A 15,704-nucleotide genomic window follows, 5' to 3' on the forward strand; every position below is an offset into this window, starting at 1 on the left:
CCATTCAGAGGCGGGGTTTTTTATTTGCACCAATCAAAATATCAAGCCAATAAAAATGCCAGCTTTATAAGCTGGCTTTTTTATTTAGACGCTCAGACCTCGATTATTTCAAGATGCTGCAGTTTGAGCTTACTGAAACCAAGACTTTGCCGAGTGCAGGCACTGATCTTGGGTCCAATGATTTGCCTGTATTGAGAAACGCCACTGAAATGTCTCGAGCTGGGTCAGCCCAGGTCACTATATTAATGAGTCCGAGGTGCCCATAAGCCTTGGCTGCTTTTACACCAAACAGCGAAAAGACGCTTTCGCCCAACATAAAGCCAGTTGAAAATCGAATCGGAATCATCAACGTTTGGTCAATGGTTAACGGCCCTGCGGGACGGGTGGCCAATTTAATGGTTTCTGGATTGAACAACTGTTTGCCATTGAATTCGCCATCGTCCAGCATCATTTGATAAAAACGGCAAACTTCATCTGCTGTGCCGTAAATATTTCCGGCGGGAATACTTGCATCCATGAAGCCACCTGTATTCGAAATACTTGCGATTTTTTCAAAATCAATGTTCAAGGCACGCTTGGCCAATATGTTGATGGGAAAGACCGGGGTAGCACCAGTGCTGTAGTTGTATGCAGCGGTCTGCTGGTGTTGTTTTTCTAGGCCGTACGTCAGGTATTTTGCGCCCAAAGGCTTTGCTATGAATCGGGCCAAATTTTCCTCAATGCTGACTCCAGTAATTCTTTGAACAAGTTCACCTAAAATGTATCCACCCACGATTGCGTGGTACGCCTGTTGGCTACCATCACCGCGCTTGGTATAACCGGAATTGATTAAGTCGATCACACTGTCCCACTTGAACAGGAGTGAAGGGTGAGGATTACTGATTGGTATTTGCGGAACACCTGCCCGATGTGAAAGCACTTGAGCGATGGTTATGTTTTCTTTGCCGTTGCAGGCAAATTCAGGAATGTATGTTCCCACAGTGTCATTCAAATTCAGTTTGCCCAGTTCTTGTAGCTTGTGAACAAGCATAGCCGTGATGGCTTTTGATGCAGAGAACAAACAAATCGGTGTATCAGGTGTCATTACTACCTGATCGGTGTCTTGATCTGGGTGGTTGGGTGGGGGATTGCCACGTGCGTGGCCTATCGATCGCTTTAAAACAACTTCACCCTGCCTGCGGACCACCATCGTCATTCCTGGCTGCAGACCGGTTCGGTAAAAGCTTTCAACGCTGTTCCAGATTGCCTCGACATTGTCTCGAGTCATGCTGACGTCGTAGGGACTGATTTCTGCTTTGGTGTCGACATGGGTAACCGATCCCACGTTCTTCGGAACGGAGATGGTGTTTGTTTTTTTGAACATAGGAGTGACTTGTCTCGTAGTAATTAGTATTTGTGTAACTACTAAGTATCATTCCAAGCCAAAGGCTTGGTCAATCGAGAATTTAGGGCGAAGTCTCTAGCTGCCGTTCGAGCTGGCGGTTTCGGGAATAGTGGTTGAGTGTAGTTTGCGAATGAATTCCTCTATGGGTTTCGCGGTACTGCCTTTGAAAAATAACAAAGGGGACAGTGTGCCGATCAAAGTGACGTGGTCCGTTCCTTCAATGGTTTGCGTAGTGGAGTCATTGCCCGCCGCATCTAGTGCTTTGTGTAGAGTTTCAGTGTTGCGTTCAATGCTGACCAAGGTATCGGTTTCGGGCGCCAAAAGCAGCGTGGGCGCATTGGCGCGTTTGGTGTAATCGATGGGTTGCGATTGAGGTGGATAATCTGGATGGTTAAAGACAGGCTGAACGTCGGTGTCTTTGATGGGATAAATGTTATACGCTCCAGCCAAACCGATAAGTCCTTTCACGCTGGCTGTGTGATCGACACCGACGGTAGTTAACCATCGAGGGTCAAGAGCTAGCATTGCGGCATTGTATGCACCGGCACTGTGGCCCATCAAAATATACTGTGTTGCCGGTTTGTATTGTTGATATTCAGATTTGGCCAGCTCGGTGCGCAAGTTGGCGATACTTTGGGCACCATCTTCCAGAAAGTCGGGATATTTGACTTCGGGGTACAGACGGTAATTGGGCACGGCGGTGATGTAGCCCATAGAAGCCAAGCGCCTCCCCACAAATTCGTATTCAGACTTGTCCCCACGATTCCAGCTTCCACCATAAAAAAACACAATCACCGGTGTGGTGTCGAATTCCTGATTGGCGGTGTCGGGCAAGTAAAGGTCATATTTCAATTTGGGATGGGTGCCAAATACAATGTTTTCCTTGACCTCTGCGGTGTAGATTTTGGAAACCGAATTGACCACTTGCAGTGCGGAGCAGCCACCTAGCAAGATCAAAGGGATTACTTTAAGTGTGCGAAGAAGACGATTTGCTGATTTCATGAAATGCTACAGTGGGTGTGCGTGATGTGCACTGTTAAAAACCAATACCTAATATTAAACACAATTTGAAGACAGGATGAGGATGATGGCAACAATTGAATTGAACAAGCCGGTGTGCGTCACAGGGGCATCAGGTTACATTGCTAGCTGGATCGTGAAATATCTGTTGGAAGAGGGCTTTACGGTTCATGCCACAGTTCGAGATTCCAGCAAAGCCGGTTCGGTGGCACATCTATGGAAGCGTGCTGAAGGAGCGAAGGGCACATTAAAACTGTTCGATGCGGATTTGATCAAGCCAGGCAGCTTTAAGGCGGCGATTGAAGGCTGTGAGCTGGTGATTCACACGGCATCGCCATTCGTAATCAAAGGGTTTACCGATCCACATGCTGCTTTAATTCGCCCGGCTGTGGAGGGAACAGCGAATGTCCTGAATTGCTGCAATGCGGTGCAGACTGTAAGAAGGGTGGTTTTAACCAGTTCAGTTGCCTCGATTTACGGAGACGCAGTGGAAATTTTGAAGGCGCCTGGTGGGGTGTTTACTGAGCAATTGTGGAACAACACGAGTAGTGAAAACCATCAGCCTTATTCTTACTCCAAGGTAATGGCCGAGCGGAAGGCTTGGGAAATTTGCAAGAATCAGTCGGGTTGGGATTTGGTAACAATTAATCCAAGTCTGGTAATGGGCCCTTCTTTGACCACGCAGACCCAATCAACCAGCATTGACGTGATGCGTGACTTGGGTAGCGGCCGCCAGCGTACGGGTGTGCCCATGCTGGAATTTGGTATTGTTGATGTAAGGGAAGTTGCGAGAGCTCACATTCTTGCTGGTTTTAACGCCAAGGCTCAGGGGCGTTACATTTTGTCTGCTCACACTGCAAGCCTGCTACAAATGGCGACAATTTTGCGTGCGAGATTCCCAAAATACCCCTTGCCGAAAAAACAACTGCCCAAATTTTTGGTGAAATTGGTAGCGCCCATTGCGGCGGGTGTCAGCCGCGAGTTCATTGAGAAAAATGTGGGTTATGCATTGCTTTTTGACAGCAGCAGATCAACAAGTGGCTTGGGTGTTAAATATCGTCCTTTGACTGAAACCCTGTGCGACCACTTTGCGCAGATGATTGATGACGGTTTGCTGAAGAAGCGTTGAAAACATCAAGTGATGATTTTTGAACATGTTTTTCGAAAAAGTGAACTTGTTTTCTTGTTTCTTTACTTAAGTTACATGGAGTTTTTTAAAAACCAATGTTTTAGGCTGCTTAGCGTTGGCTTAGTAACTTGAGGAATCTGATCATGGCATGTAATCCAATCGAAGCAATTGATGCTTGTCGACCATCGAAAAATAAACAAGATAACTCTTGCGGTGATCTTGCAGCATTTTACGCCGGAGGCTATTGTCCAACGGTTAACTATGGTGGCGAGGTCGCTACAAACGCGTCAGCAGTTGATAGTGGCTATTCGCCGAGGTCATTAAACGCCGGTTCGAGCGCCGGTTCGAGTATGGGGGCGTTCCAATGGGGTGCTTTAATTGAAAGTTATATGGATCCGAACGACTCGACTCCCCCAAGGTTCTTGGTAAATGGAAATGGTCAGCCAAACGGCACCGGGCCTAATTTCTCTTATTATCTGACGGGCGATCCAAGTCAGCAACGTTACCCTTTGATTTATGATTTGAGTGACCCAAATGTGATTGATATGTTGGGTGGACGCGAGCGCTGGTCTGGCGCGGAGTTAACTGCACTTGGCAATTCAGCGATGCACAAGCCTCCAGAAAAACAAGCGCTGTTTTTTGAAGCTGTCGCTGCGATGGTCGCATCGCCGACTCCTTGGACTTTGAACGAATTTACGGAGTTCTTGTATGCGAATGGGTACGAGAACCACGATCCGCAATATCAAAGCACAGAGGTTCCAGCCTGGTACGTCTGGGCGCAGGAAGGAGATGCTTACAATCTTCGAATGACCTAAATCTTCTTATGCCGCAAGTTATCTTAACTTCAAGCCCTGCTCCCAAATGTGCAGGGCTTTTTTTCGTTCGCTGTTCCATCGGTACTGGCCCAAATCGCCTGTGGCCTTAATAACACGATGGCAGGGAATTAAGAAGGCGATGGGGTTTTTAGCAACTGCGCTGCCCACTGCCCGGCTTGCCGAGGGTTTGCCAATTGCGTTAGCCAACTGCTGATAGCTTGTCAATTGACCGTGCGGCAAATGGAGCAGAGCTTGCCACACTTGTAACTGAAATGCAGTGCCATGGACTTGCAAGGACAAGGCGCCAGTGGGCATCTCGATTTCGTGGAAAGTGATGTCAATTATTGTTTGTACCTCTCGGTCTGATTCCTGGAATTGTGCTTTTGGGTAGATCTGAGATAGTCCTTTTAGCCATTCTAAGTAGCCGAGTGACTCAGTTTGAAATTCCAGGCTGTTAATGCCTTTGGAAGTTAAGCAAACAAAAACTTCGCCAAATGGGCTGCTTCCCCTGCCAATTCGAAATGTGATGCCCTCGCCCTGACGCTTGATTTCTCCGGGTGTGAGCGCCTCAAACTTAACCATCAACTGATGAAGTTTGCTTGAACTTGGATAGCCCATTTCCATGGTGGTGTTAAGACTTGAGTTGCCGGCCAAAAGCAGCTTGCGTGCGTGATCTTTTTGAAGGCACTGAAAAAACTGTTTGGGGCTAATTCCAGCCCATTCTTTGAACACTCGTTGAAGATGGCTGGGAGACATACCCATTAATTTTGCGAGTTCAGCCAATGACGGTTCGTTACTTGATGCACTGATGTTCTTGGAAAGTGAGCGCCGCTCCAGCAGGTGAATCGCAGTTTCTACAAGTTGATAGTGGGCGTGTGGTCTTGATGTATTCAAGTCGATGTTCTGGTAGTTATTCAGATTGTCAGTGTGTTTCTTACGGCGTATTGCTGCAATCTGTTTCTTGCGAAAAATGTCTGAATAGAGCAAAGTAAAGTCGAAATTTACTCACAAGTTACATCCATTTTTGCTGGTGCTTTTCTATATCTTGTGGGTATTGTTCGATTTGTGAATCTAAACCGAGTGTGTCTTAGTAAGAGGGGTTACAAATATACATTCTGGCTTATTGGCCGCACTATCTATTCAAGAGGCCCACACGGCCCTGAGGAGACATACATGATCGGTTTTCTACCCAAGAATTCCACGCTGAAATTATCTATCCTTGTTGCACTGGCATCAATGCACTGTATTTCTAACGCGGCTGGATCATTTGAAGGCCCGGTCGGTATTGAAGGCCGGTGGGCCATGGAAGTGACAGTGGGTGCGTCGATGCGGACCAAAGATGCTGACAAATCCCTGATATTTATTGGCAATGGTGGTAACGCTTCCAGTGGTACAGTTGACGATGGAAACCTGAACTATGGCAAGGGTGATGTATTCAATGCTGTGGCCAAGGCTGTGGGTGAGTTGGAACTGAAGAAAGACAATTACGGCGTTTTCATACGCGCCAAGGCTTTTTCTGATTTTCACAATCGAAGCAACAAGGTGCCTCATGGCTCATCGAACAACGGGTTTCGCCCGAACGAGCCATTAAACGACGATGGGTTCGACAAGGGTACCAAGTTTGAGGATGCTCAATTTCTTGATGCGTATGTCTTCGGTGATTTCGAACCTTTGGGTAAACCGCTGACAATGAAGGTGGGTAACCAAGTTGTAACTTGGGGCGAGGCGCTGTTTGTATTGGGTGGTGTGAATCAGTATTCCAACTTTGACTCGGCGGCATTGCGTCGCCCAGGTGCCCAGCTCAAAGAAGTCTTCCTGCCAATCCCGCAAATTTACGGCAATTTGCAAGCGACCGAGGCGCTCTCTCTGGAAGGGTTTGTACAGCTCAATCACGAGAAAGTAGTTGCCGATGGTTGCGGTACATTTTTCTCGCAGGCAGATCTACTAAATTGTAACCTTCAAGGGGCACCGATTAATCCAGGTGTATTGAGCTTGGGGGGCGCGGACATTGATTTCACCGGATACAACGACCAGCAGACTTTTTCGGGTGGTGGCACCATCAACGCAGGTGGTATTCCGATTGATACATCTTTGCTGGCAGGTTTATCCAATCTGCCAGGTTTGGGAGTTCTTTCAGGTTTGACAGGTCTTCCACTGGATGTTTCGCAACTGAATTTCCGGATGGCCCAATTGGCCGATGGTCGCCCTAAAGACAGTGGACAGGCGGGTTTGGCAGCACGTTATTATGCGGGTGAAATTGGGACAGAGTTCGGTGCTTATTTTGTAAATTATCACCAACGAATTCCCGCTCTGAGTTTGGTTAAAACACCGTCCAATATCGACAATTCGGTTTTTAATGGTTTGGCTGTGGCGGGTCAGGACATTGTTAACCCACTGTCTTATTTCTTTGATTACAGCAAAGAAAACATTCAGGTACTGGGTCTTTCCGCAGCCACAGAATTGTTTGGTTATTCGGTATTTGGTGAAATTAGTTACACAAAGGATTATCCGGCGAGTTACAACACAGCTGACTTGTTGAAGGGCGGGGCAACTGGTGATGGTCCTCTAGGTCGCTTTGGTGATCCCGCCCAGTTTCCTGTGGGTTCTGTGTTGCAGGGCTACAAGCCGTTGGACAAAATTCAGGCGCAGGTCTCAACAATCACTTTGTTCCCCCGTCGATTGGGTGCAAGTCAAGTTGCGATCGTCGGTGAGTTCGGTGCGCAAATGTGGCGCGGTATTGGCAATCCATTCACTGAAGAGCGCTTTGGACGCTCTCCAGCGTTCGGCGCAGGTGCCCACCAGTCTTATGGTGAGTGCACTGCCGGTGTTAACCCCAACCCACGCAACTGCGCGGTGGATGGCTATGCGACTGAAACGGCATTTGGTTATCGTGTGCTTTCTGTTGCCACATATCCTGATGCATTATTCGGTATAACTTTGGCTCCTCGAATTTTCTTCTCGCATGACTTCAAGGGTTATTCAGCCGACGGCGTGTTTCTTGAGGACCGTATGAACTTGGGCTTGGGCGTGCGCGCTGAAATGCAGTCGGCTAAATATTTTGCTGAGATGAATTACAGCATGTTCAATGACAAAGCATATTTTGACCCATTCAAGGACCGTGACTTCCTGTCTTTGGTAGTGGGCGCCAACCTATAAAGGTTGGAATAAAAAGGTGAGCTATTCAAGGTTTGTTTTTAGGAGATTGTTGAAATGAAAGTGATCAAAATCAGGCAAGTGGCCTTTTCGTTGGCCTTGCTGGGTACCGCCGTTGCAGCGCCCGCGTATGCCGTGGATGTTTCAAAGCTGGGTACTTCGCTGACACCAATCGGCGCTGAGAAGGCGGGCAATGCGGCTGGTACCATTCCTGAGTGGAAGGGTGGGCTCACCAAACCACCCGCTGGTTTTGATCCTGCCAAAGGCTACGTGGATCCATTTGCAGCTGACAAGCCCACATTGACCATTACTGCGGCCAACATGGCCGAGCACAAAGACAAGTTGGCGCCAGGTCAAATGGAGATGATGAAGCGCTACCCAAGCTACAAAATAAATGTGTACCCCACACAACGGACTGCGGCATACCGCGCTGATGTTTACAAGTTTGCCAAAGATGAGGCGGCTGGTATTAAATTGGCTGAGGGTGGCAATGGCATTTTGAACTTGAAAAAATCGAATGTGCCGTTTCCGATACCCACCGATGGAATTCAAGTGATCTGGAATCACCTAATGCGTGATTTGGGTGGATCAATCACCCGCTATTCTGCGGACTTTCCGGTTCAGACCAATGGCAGCTTCACCGTGGGCAAGCGAACGGAAACCATTTCTTATGCTTCGTTCATGGCAGATCCTGAGCCCAATCGAATTTTCTATTATCTAAACCAAACCACTGCACCAGCCAATGCCGCAGGTGAAGTGGCCCTGGTGCATGAGCCCTTGAATCAGGTTCAGGAACCTCGTCTTGCTTGGCAATACAACCCGGGTCAACGTCGTGTTATTCGCGCGCCTGAATTGGCCTACGATTCACCGGGTATCGGCGCGGATGGCCTGCGCACGAACGATGACTTTAACGGCTTTAATGGTGCGCCAGACCGATACAACTGGAAGCTGATTGGCAAGAAGGAAATGTATGTGCCTTACAACAACTACAAATTGACCAGCAAGGCGCTGAAGTACAAGGACATTATTCAAACAAATCACGTAAATCCGGATTTGTTGCGTTATGAGCTACATCGTGTCTGGGTTGTGGAAGCAACCTTGAAACCCGGTGCGCGCCATATTTACTCCAAACGCGTGTTCTTCATTGATGAAGATTCATGGGCTGTGTTGCATGCAGACCAGTATGACGCCCGCGGTGGCTTGTGGCGAGTTCGCGAGGTTTATGGCGTGCAATTGTACGATGCACCCGCGTTTGGTCCTGCAGGAGAAGTAATTTACGACCTGCAAGCGCGCCGCTATTTGGTGAATGCTTTGACCAATGAAGAAAAACCGGTCGAGTTTGGAAAAAAGTATACGAATGCTGATTTCTCAACCGCAGCATTGCGTCGCATGGGAAGGTGAGTTTGTCTCGGGAGATTGGGTAAGTTGTGGGTACCTGACCCCGGGATTTGAATTGTTTGTGACCCAGAGAAATCGCTTCTCTGGGTTTTTTAAATTGGAGATGGCATGAAAAAGCCACTGTTGCATGCGGTTTTGTTTGTTGTTGGACTGAGTGTAAGTCAAGTCAGTTATGCCTTTAAAGATCCACTTGACCTACCCGCAACCCAAGCACCCAAAGCGGCGAAGGCGTTGTTGTTGAATGCAACTTCACAGGGCAGCAATGTATTGATGGTGGGTGAGCGCGGAATCATTTTGAAGCGCGATTTTGCTGCGGGTGATGCAGCACAAGGTGTTACCGACAATGAAAACAAGGTGTGGACCCAGGCCAAGGTACCGGTGTCGGTGAACCTGACCGGTGTTGTGTTTGTGAACGACACCCTGGCTTTTGTGGTGGGTCATGATGGTGTGGTGCTGAAGTCGACGGATGCCGGTGCAAGTTGGGTGAAGGTGTTTGATGGTATTAAAGCCAACGAACAAGTGGTTGCCGCAGCCAAGAAGAAAATGGAAGACATGCAAGGGCGTTATGACGCAGCCAACCCCGAAGAGCAAGACAGGTTGAATGAAGCTCTGGAGACGGCAACTTTCGCATTTGAAGACGCCGAGGCCGGTGCACGATTTGGCCCCGCACGCCCAATGCTCGATGTGTGGTTTAAAAACGCAAACACTGGCTGGGTTGTTGGTAGCTACGGTCAAATCTTTGAGACCAACGATGGTGGCACCAACTGGACTTTGATTGCTGATCGTTTGGACAATCCTGATTTTCGTCATTACAACGGTTTGTATGGCGATGAAACTGGATTGTTGCTAATCGCAGGCGAAGCGGGACGCGTGTACATGTCCAATGATTTTGGTGCCACCTGGACCCGATCAGATTCAGGATACAACGGTCATTTTTACGGCACAGTGGTGACTCGCAATGAGACCGGGGCCCCAAATATTTTCGCATATGGCTTCGGTGGCAACGTATATCGCCTGGGAGCAGGTGCACAGCAATGGTGGCAGTTGAAAAGCCCCAGCAAAGAAAGTTATGTGCAAGGGATTACCGTGGGGAGAACCGCTTTGTTGGTTGATCAAAAAGGTCGACTGGTAAGTACCGATGAAACCGGGACCGTCCTGAAAATGATCTACGCCACGGAGGGTAAGCCGGTTACCGGCATGGCCTTGGTGAAAAACACACTGGTATTGAGCGGGCAGAATGGCCCTAGAACCCTTGAGCTGCCACGCTAACTGGAAGAATCGTCATGAGTAATCAAGAAGAATTGGGCAAGGTTGAGCGTTTTTTTGAATCGATTTTATTTGGTCACAGAAAACTGGTGATCGCTGTGTTCGCGGTGTTGTCGGTGTTCTTTGCTTACCATGCTGTGCAGCTGAAGCCTGACGCATCGTTTGAAAAGATGGTGCCGGTGACACACCCTTTTATTGCGAATTACCTGAACTACGAAAATGAGCTTCGACCGTTGGGCAATGTGTTGCGCATTGCCGTGCACAATAAAAATGGCACGATTTACGAGGCTGAGTTTCTTGAAAAGCTGCGTTTGATCACGGATGAAGTGTTTTATATACCCGGCGTGGACAGGGGTAACTTAAGCTCCATTTGGACTCCCAACGTCATGTGGCGCCAAGTCACCGAGGAAGGCTTGAGAATGGGGCCTGTGATTGGTCAGGGATTCTCTGGTTCGCCAGAACAGATTGAGGCAGTAAAGGCCAACGTTGAGCGCTCCGGGCGCATTGGTTCCTTGGTGTCCAATGATCAGCGTTCTGCGATCATTCTGGCGCCGTTGTTGGAGGTGGACCCTGACACCGGCGAAAAACTGAGCTACGGGAAGTTGTCCGAACGCATCGAAGAAGTGGTGCGAGACAAATACCAAAGTGATGACATTTCCATTCACATCACAGGTTTTGCGAAAGTGGTGGGGGATCTGATTGAAGGCGCGAAAGACATTGCGGGTTTTTTCGCCATCACTTTTGTGCTCACAGTTATTTTGCTGTTGTGGTATTCCCGATGCTGGAAAAGCACGGCCGCAACGATTTTTTGCTGTTCACTGGCCGTTATTTGGCATCTGGGCTCGGTTAGCCTGTTGGGGTTTGGCTTGGACCCGTATTCCATCTTGGTGCCATTCCTTACCTTCGCGATCGGTGTGAGTCACGCGATTCAAAACGTACGCACTATGGCAGCAGAGCGATATCACGGTGCCAACAAAATAGACGCATCGAAAGCCACTTTCCATTTGTTGTTCATTCCCGGTTCCGTGGCATTGTTGGCCGATGCGGTTGGTTTTTCAACGTTGCTGGTGATTGAAATTGGTGTGATCCGCGAATTGGCGATTAGTGCATCGATTGGTGTGGCTGTGATTATTTTCACCAAAATGTTTTTGTTGCCCGTGTTGATGAGCTACACCGACGTGACAGAAAGCGGTCTCAGGCAAGTCGCCAAGCAGGAGGCCAGCAAACACACCGTGTCGCATTTGCTTTCCCGCTTAACCGAGAAAAAAGTGGCCTACAGCGTAAGTGCTGTGGCGGGTTTGATTCTTGTGGCGGGTTTGTTTGCATCGGCAGACATCAAGATCGGTGACCTGGACCCAGGTGCACCGGAGCTGCGTCCCGATTCCCGCTACAACCAGGATGTGAAGTTTCTGGTTGAAAATTACTCAACCAGTTCCGATGTGTTTGTGGTGATGGTAGAAACACCTGCTGGCGAATGTGGCGCATATCCGGTTGCCTCTGTTGTTGACCGTTTCCAATGGGACATGGAAAACACGCCTGGCGTCGAGGGAACCGTCTCGCTGTTCACTGTCATGAAGAACATCATCGCGGGTTTCAACGGTGGAAATCCAAAATGGCTGGCGATTTCTCGTGACCGTTTTATTTCCAACGGGGCGCACAAAAATATTCCCACTACTTTATACAACTCTGAGTGTTCAATGACGCCAGTTATTTTGTTTTTGTCGGATCACAAAGCGGAAACACTGGAGCGTGTCGTGGCCAAGGTTCAGGCCTTCGCCGCTGAGAATGATTCTGCGGATGCCAAGTTTATTTTGGCTGCAGGCAACAGCGGTATCGAAGCGGCCACCAACATTGTGGTGGAGCAAGCCCAGAAAACAATGTTGTTGTTGGTGTACGGCATTGTGGGTGCCTTGGTGTGGTGGGAATTCAAGAGCTTCCGCGTGATGTTGGCCATCATGATTCCATTGTTCATCACCGAAGTGTTGTGTAAGGTGATTATGGTGCAGCTCAACCTGGGTATCAAAGTGGCTACGCTGCCGGTGATTGCCTTGGGTGTGGGTATTGGTGTGGATTATGGCATTTACATTTATAACCGCCTGGAAAGTTTCCTGTCGAAAGGGTTGAATTTCAAAGACGCATACTTCGAAACCTTGAGATCGACCGGTGTGGCTGTGGCATTGACGGCAGTGACCTTGGCGCTGGGTGTGTTTACTTGGGCGTTCTCTGCAATCAAATTCCAGGCTGACATGGGCATGCTGCTGGCCTTCATGTTCCTGTGGAACATGGTGGGTGCGGTTATCCTGATTCCTGCACTGGTGCGCTTGTTTGCATTCGGTGATTTGAAGAAACGGTTTGGTCCTTCTGTTGAGGGCCCCGGCCGATAAAAGGTGTTGTCACGATCTGAAGGGCGGCCATGGCTGCCCTTTTTTTTAGCCTGTGGGTTTGTGTTAATCTCCTCGAATCATTGATCACTCTAATCATTTACCATGCAGTTTCCAATGCTTCCAGCCATGCCCCATGCCTTGCAGTTCAAGTCGGTTACATTCACCGCTTTGAAGCCAGGTCCAAAGTTGATCGTGTTGGGCGCAGTGCATGGCAACGAGGTTTCAGGCAGCAAAGCCATTCTTAAAATGATTGCTGAGTTTGAATCGGGCACGCGCCTTTTGCAAAAAGGGCAGGTCACGTTCGTTCCGATCACCAACCCTTTGGCCTACAACCGAAAGCAGCGAAATGGAGACAGAAATCTGAACCGCAATTTGACTGCTACGAACAATCCAGTTGATTTTGAAGACCATGTGGCCAACTGGCTGTGCCCGCTATTGGCCGCGCACGACGTGCTCCTGGACATTCACAGCTTTCAAAAAGGTGATGTACCCTTTGCCTTGTTTGGCCCCAAGAATAACAACAGTGAACTTGAAAAATTTGAGCATGAAGATGCTGAGCGTGGCCTGGCTTTGCGCTTGGGTGTAACGCGGTTCGTCGATGGCTGGCTGGACACCTATGCAAAAGGTGTAGCCAATCGCGTTGCCTTGTTGAAAAGTACGGGACAGTCTGGCGAAGGTTTGAACACAGACCCCCGCTACGGCATGGGTACCACTGAGTGCATGCGCTCTAGCGGTGGTTATGCGGTTACTTTGGAATGTGGCCAGCATGACGATGCGAATGGGCCCGTCGTGGCCTATCAGGCCATTGACAACACTTTGGTTCATCTAGGTTTGTTGGAAGGCATGCCTATTCCAGCCGTTGAAAATTATCAGCACTTGAGCTTGGTCGAAGTCATTGACAAAGTGCATGTTGAGGATCAGTTCGCAAAGGCCTGGTCCAGTTTTGATTCGGTCCACAAGGGCGAGTTGATTGGCGTTCGAAAAACTGGCGACGAGGTACGTGCAAGCCAAGATGGTTTCATCGTTTTTCCCAATACATTGTCTCAGGCCGGGCAAGAATGGTTCTACATTGCTGTATCCAATTAGCATTGTTTCTGAGCTTTATAGGTAATTTTTCCTAAAAGAGTCATCAAATGACTACAAATAAGTAATTGAAAAATATCACTTTTCGGATTGAGGTCTGTATCCGCTTTTGATCAAATAGTGACTTGGTCAAAGGCAACTAAAAAAATGAGTGGTTTTACAAACAGCATTTACAACGCAGACCGTGTTGGTCAGTCCATCGCATTGCTTGGCGGAGCCACTGCTGATGCATACAGTGCAGTTGGGCTGCAATCGTGGCATGCCCACACTGAATTCACTTCGCAATTCATTGACCCCTCTCCTTGGACAAACATTGCGTCCACAATGCGGCAAAATATTGAGGTAATCACCGCGCCTGCGCCTGGACTATCTGCCGTTTCTGAACCGACGACAAAATTGGCTTCCAACGTGGCGCAGTTCAGTTCGCCAGATGAGCTGGCTAATTTTTTGCCTGCGACTCAACAGCCTTCAACGTTTGATGCTGAATTGTTGTCTCGCTATGAAAGTTTTGAATCTTTTTTAGACAGTGCCCCAACTCAATCACTCGGAGGAGTCTTGGAGACTCCTTTCGCTGCAACCGCTGCATCAGATTCTGCAGGGTCCGAACGTGAGGCATTTTCCTTGCTCGACATTCTCGCAGAGGCAATCGAGAGAGCGAAAGAGTCGCAGTCTGAATTTGAAAACACGTTTGATGGGAGCAGGCAGAGTTCTGTTCGCGAATTTCTCGAGTCTACAGGTAGCGACTTGGGGCAGGTTATTCGATCTGGTTTGCAAGACAATCTGGCAGGAGTGCCGCGCGAAATTTTATCAAACCTTCTGGAATCAACAGGTCTGGAGGAGTTAAGCCCGGTTTCTGATCCAATTTTGGCAATCGACTTTTACGGCGAATCTTCGACGGTGATTAATGGTGTCTTGGATTCAGTCAGTCAGCCGATCGGTTCATTGGCGCTTCCGCAGCTGGGCCCTTTGCTGGCGAATCCGCAAAATGAGCTATTTAACACCTTCGCCTAGATAGGGGTGTTCGCTGATCTAAGTCGGTAAAAGACCCCATTTATCCCCTTTCCTAAGTATTTGATCTGGTCGCACTTGGTTCAGAATGAAGTCTGAATCAAACCATGGCCGTTTCCAGCATGAACTACAGCAACGAACCAAAACAGGGCAATTCATCCGCCGAGATGATAGAAATCCTGTTGTTTTCACTGGGTGGACCAGAAACTTTTGGATTGAATGTTTTTAAAATTCGAGAAGTGACGGAGATCAGCCAAGTTACTCAAATCCCCGGTCAGCAAGGTGCGATGAACGGTGTCATTTCACTGCGTGGTCAAGTGCTTCCGGTGGTGGCATTGGGTGACGCAATAGGCATGTCGAATGGGGACCCTAACACCAAGTTGATTATTTCAGAATTTGCATCGCGTTCGGTGGCCTTTGCAGTTACGAATGTAGACAAAATCATTCGTGTGCCTTGGTCCGAGGTAAAGCCCCCCCAACACTATGATTCCGAACAGGGTGCCGTATTCGGTGTTGTCATGCTTGGCAATGGCGATCTGGTTTCACTGGTTGATATTGAAAGCGTCTGTCACAGGGTATTGCCGGAGAAAGATGCAGGCGCTGTAGCCACGGCATTTGACCTGAACCAGGCTGGCCCCGTTTTCTTTGTCGATGATTCAATTGTTGCTCGCAGAAAAATAAGCGAAGTACTGGATACGATGGGACTGCAACACAGCCATGCCGTCAACGGAGTCGAGGCTGAGCAAAAGTTGTTGGCCCTGGCTTCCAGTGCGGAAATCGGTGATGTGCCTATAGAGAAAAAGGTTTCTTTGGTGCTGGTTGACGAGGAAATGCCCATTATGGATGGTTGCACCTTGACCCGTAAGTTAAAGGGCGATCCACGTTTCAAAAACATTCCAATCATCATGTATTCATCGTTGACTTCCGACGAAAATGCCCGCCGAGGTGTTGAAGCGGGTGTAAATATTTACGTGAAGAAGTTCGACTCCACTTCGCTGTCCAATGCCATCGGGCAGCTTTTAGCACACGCCTGATTCTGCGCACAACAGAAAGCGCTACACTTG

The 15,704-nt window shown here is 48.6% G+C and carries 12 protein-coding genes; 9 read left to right on the top strand and 3 right to left on the bottom strand.

Features of this window, described 5'->3' with window-relative positions; genetic code table 11:
- Positions 1-103 precede the first annotated feature (103 nt).
- Positions 104-1,363, bottom strand: a complete 1,260-nt coding sequence (locus NSP04_RS13675) for a serine hydrolase domain-containing protein (protein ID WP_257512914.1) — start codon at positions 1,361-1,363, stop codon at positions 104-106.
- 96 nt (positions 1,364-1,459) lie between these two features.
- Positions 1,460-2,386, bottom strand: a complete 927-nt coding sequence (locus NSP04_RS13680; RefSeq protein ID WP_257512915.1) for an alpha/beta hydrolase — start codon at positions 2,384-2,386, stop codon at positions 1,460-1,462.
- 85 nt (positions 2,387-2,471) lie between these two features.
- Here NSP04_RS13680 and NSP04_RS13685 point away from each other — a divergent pair, with 85 nt between their 5' ends.
- Positions 2,472-3,533 carry an SDR family oxidoreductase gene (locus tag NSP04_RS13685; protein WP_257512916.1) on the top strand — a complete coding sequence of 354 codons (1,062 nt, stop codon included), beginning with the start codon at positions 2,472-2,474 and terminating at the stop codon, positions 3,531-3,533.
- 143 nt (positions 3,534-3,676) lie between these two features.
- Positions 3,677-4,348 carry a hypothetical protein gene (locus NSP04_RS13690; RefSeq protein ID WP_257512917.1) on the top strand — a complete coding sequence of 224 codons (672 nt, stop codon included), beginning with the start codon at positions 3,677-3,679 and terminating at the stop codon, positions 4,346-4,348.
- 18 nt (positions 4,349-4,366) lie between these two features.
- On the opposite strand, the gene NSP04_RS13695 is transcribed toward NSP04_RS13690, so the two are convergent.
- Complete coding sequence (locus tag NSP04_RS13695) at positions 4,367-5,335, bottom strand: methylated-DNA--[protein]-cysteine S-methyltransferase (protein WP_257512918.1); 969 nt, start codon at positions 5,333-5,335, stop codon at positions 4,367-4,369.
- A gap of 186 nt (positions 5,336-5,521) precedes the next feature.
- Between NSP04_RS13695 and NSP04_RS13700 the strand changes: the two genes are divergently transcribed.
- The 7 genes from NSP04_RS13700 to NSP04_RS13730 all read left to right on the top strand — a co-directional run bounded on the left by NSP04_RS13700 (position 5,522) and on the right by NSP04_RS13730 (position 15,674).
- Positions 5,522-7,504, top strand: coding sequence for a DUF1302 domain-containing protein (locus NSP04_RS13700; protein ID WP_257512919.1), 1,983 nt, complete (start codon positions 5,522-5,524; stop codon positions 7,502-7,504).
- Between the two features lie 54 nt (positions 7,505-7,558).
- Positions 7,559-8,902, top strand: coding sequence for a DUF1329 domain-containing protein (locus NSP04_RS13705; RefSeq protein WP_257512920.1), 1,344 nt, complete (start codon positions 7,559-7,561; stop codon positions 8,900-8,902).
- Positions 8,903-9,007: 105 nt separating this feature from the next.
- Positions 9,008-10,168, top strand: a complete 1,161-nt coding sequence (locus NSP04_RS13710; protein ID WP_257512921.1) for a WD40/YVTN/BNR-like repeat-containing protein — start codon at positions 9,008-9,010, stop codon at positions 10,166-10,168.
- Between the two features lie 14 nt (positions 10,169-10,182).
- The gene (locus NSP04_RS13715) at positions 10,183-12,549 is read left to right on the top strand and encodes an efflux RND transporter permease subunit (protein ID WP_257512922.1); all 2,367 of its coding nucleotides are present in this window, start codon (positions 10,183-10,185) and stop codon (positions 12,547-12,549) included.
- A 114-nt stretch (positions 12,550-12,663) separates the two neighbouring features.
- Positions 12,664-13,635 (top strand): M14 family metallopeptidase, encoded by a 972-nt coding sequence (locus NSP04_RS13720; RefSeq protein ID WP_257512923.1) that lies wholly within the window; start codon positions 12,664-12,666, stop codon positions 13,633-13,635.
- Positions 13,636-13,752: 117 nt separating this feature from the next.
- Complete coding sequence (locus tag NSP04_RS13725) at positions 13,753-14,643, top strand: hypothetical protein (RefSeq protein ID WP_257512924.1); 891 nt, start codon at positions 13,753-13,755, stop codon at positions 14,641-14,643.
- A 104-nt stretch (positions 14,644-14,747) separates the two neighbouring features.
- Positions 14,748-15,674, top strand: a complete 927-nt coding sequence (locus NSP04_RS13730; RefSeq protein ID WP_257512925.1) for a chemotaxis protein CheW — start codon at positions 14,748-14,750, stop codon at positions 15,672-15,674.
- Positions 15,675-15,704 lie beyond the last annotated feature (30 nt).

The sequence above is a fragment of the Limnobacter parvus genome (genome assembly GCF_024623725.1).
Taxonomy (GTDB): domain Bacteria; phylum Pseudomonadota; class Gammaproteobacteria; order Burkholderiales; family Burkholderiaceae_B; genus Limnobacter; species Limnobacter parvus.

Excerpts from the sequence above, each read along its gene's own strand:
- NSP04_RS13685 (WP_257512916.1), top strand. The coding sequence starts at position 2,472 with ATGGCAACAATTGAATTGAACAAGCCGGTGTGCGTCACAGGGGCATCA.
- NSP04_RS13675 (WP_257512914.1), bottom strand. The coding sequence starts at position 1,363 with ATGTTCAAAAAAACAAACACCATCTCCGTTCCGAAGAACGTGGGATCG.
- NSP04_RS13720 (WP_257512923.1), top strand. The coding sequence starts at position 12,664 with ATGCTTCCAGCCATGCCCCATGCCTTGCAGTTCAAGTCGGTTACATTC.
- NSP04_RS13705 (WP_257512920.1), top strand. The coding sequence starts at position 7,559 with ATGAAAGTGATCAAAATCAGGCAAGTGGCCTTTTCGTTGGCCTTGCTG.
- NSP04_RS13700 (WP_257512919.1), top strand. The coding sequence starts at position 5,522 with ATGATCGGTTTTCTACCCAAGAATTCCACGCTGAAATTATCTATCCTT.
- NSP04_RS13710 (WP_257512921.1), top strand. The coding sequence starts at position 9,008 with ATGAAAAAGCCACTGTTGCATGCGGTTTTGTTTGTTGTTGGACTGAGT.
- NSP04_RS13730 (WP_257512925.1), top strand. The coding sequence starts at position 14,748 with ATGGCCGTTTCCAGCATGAACTACAGCAACGAACCAAAACAGGGCAAT.
- NSP04_RS13715 (WP_257512922.1), top strand. The coding sequence starts at position 10,183 with ATGAGTAATCAAGAAGAATTGGGCAAGGTTGAGCGTTTTTTTGAATCG.
- NSP04_RS13680 (WP_257512915.1), bottom strand. The coding sequence starts at position 2,386 with ATGAAATCAGCAAATCGTCTTCTTCGCACACTTAAAGTAATCCCTTTG.
- NSP04_RS13690 (WP_257512917.1), top strand. The coding sequence starts at position 3,677 with ATGGCATGTAATCCAATCGAAGCAATTGATGCTTGTCGACCATCGAAA.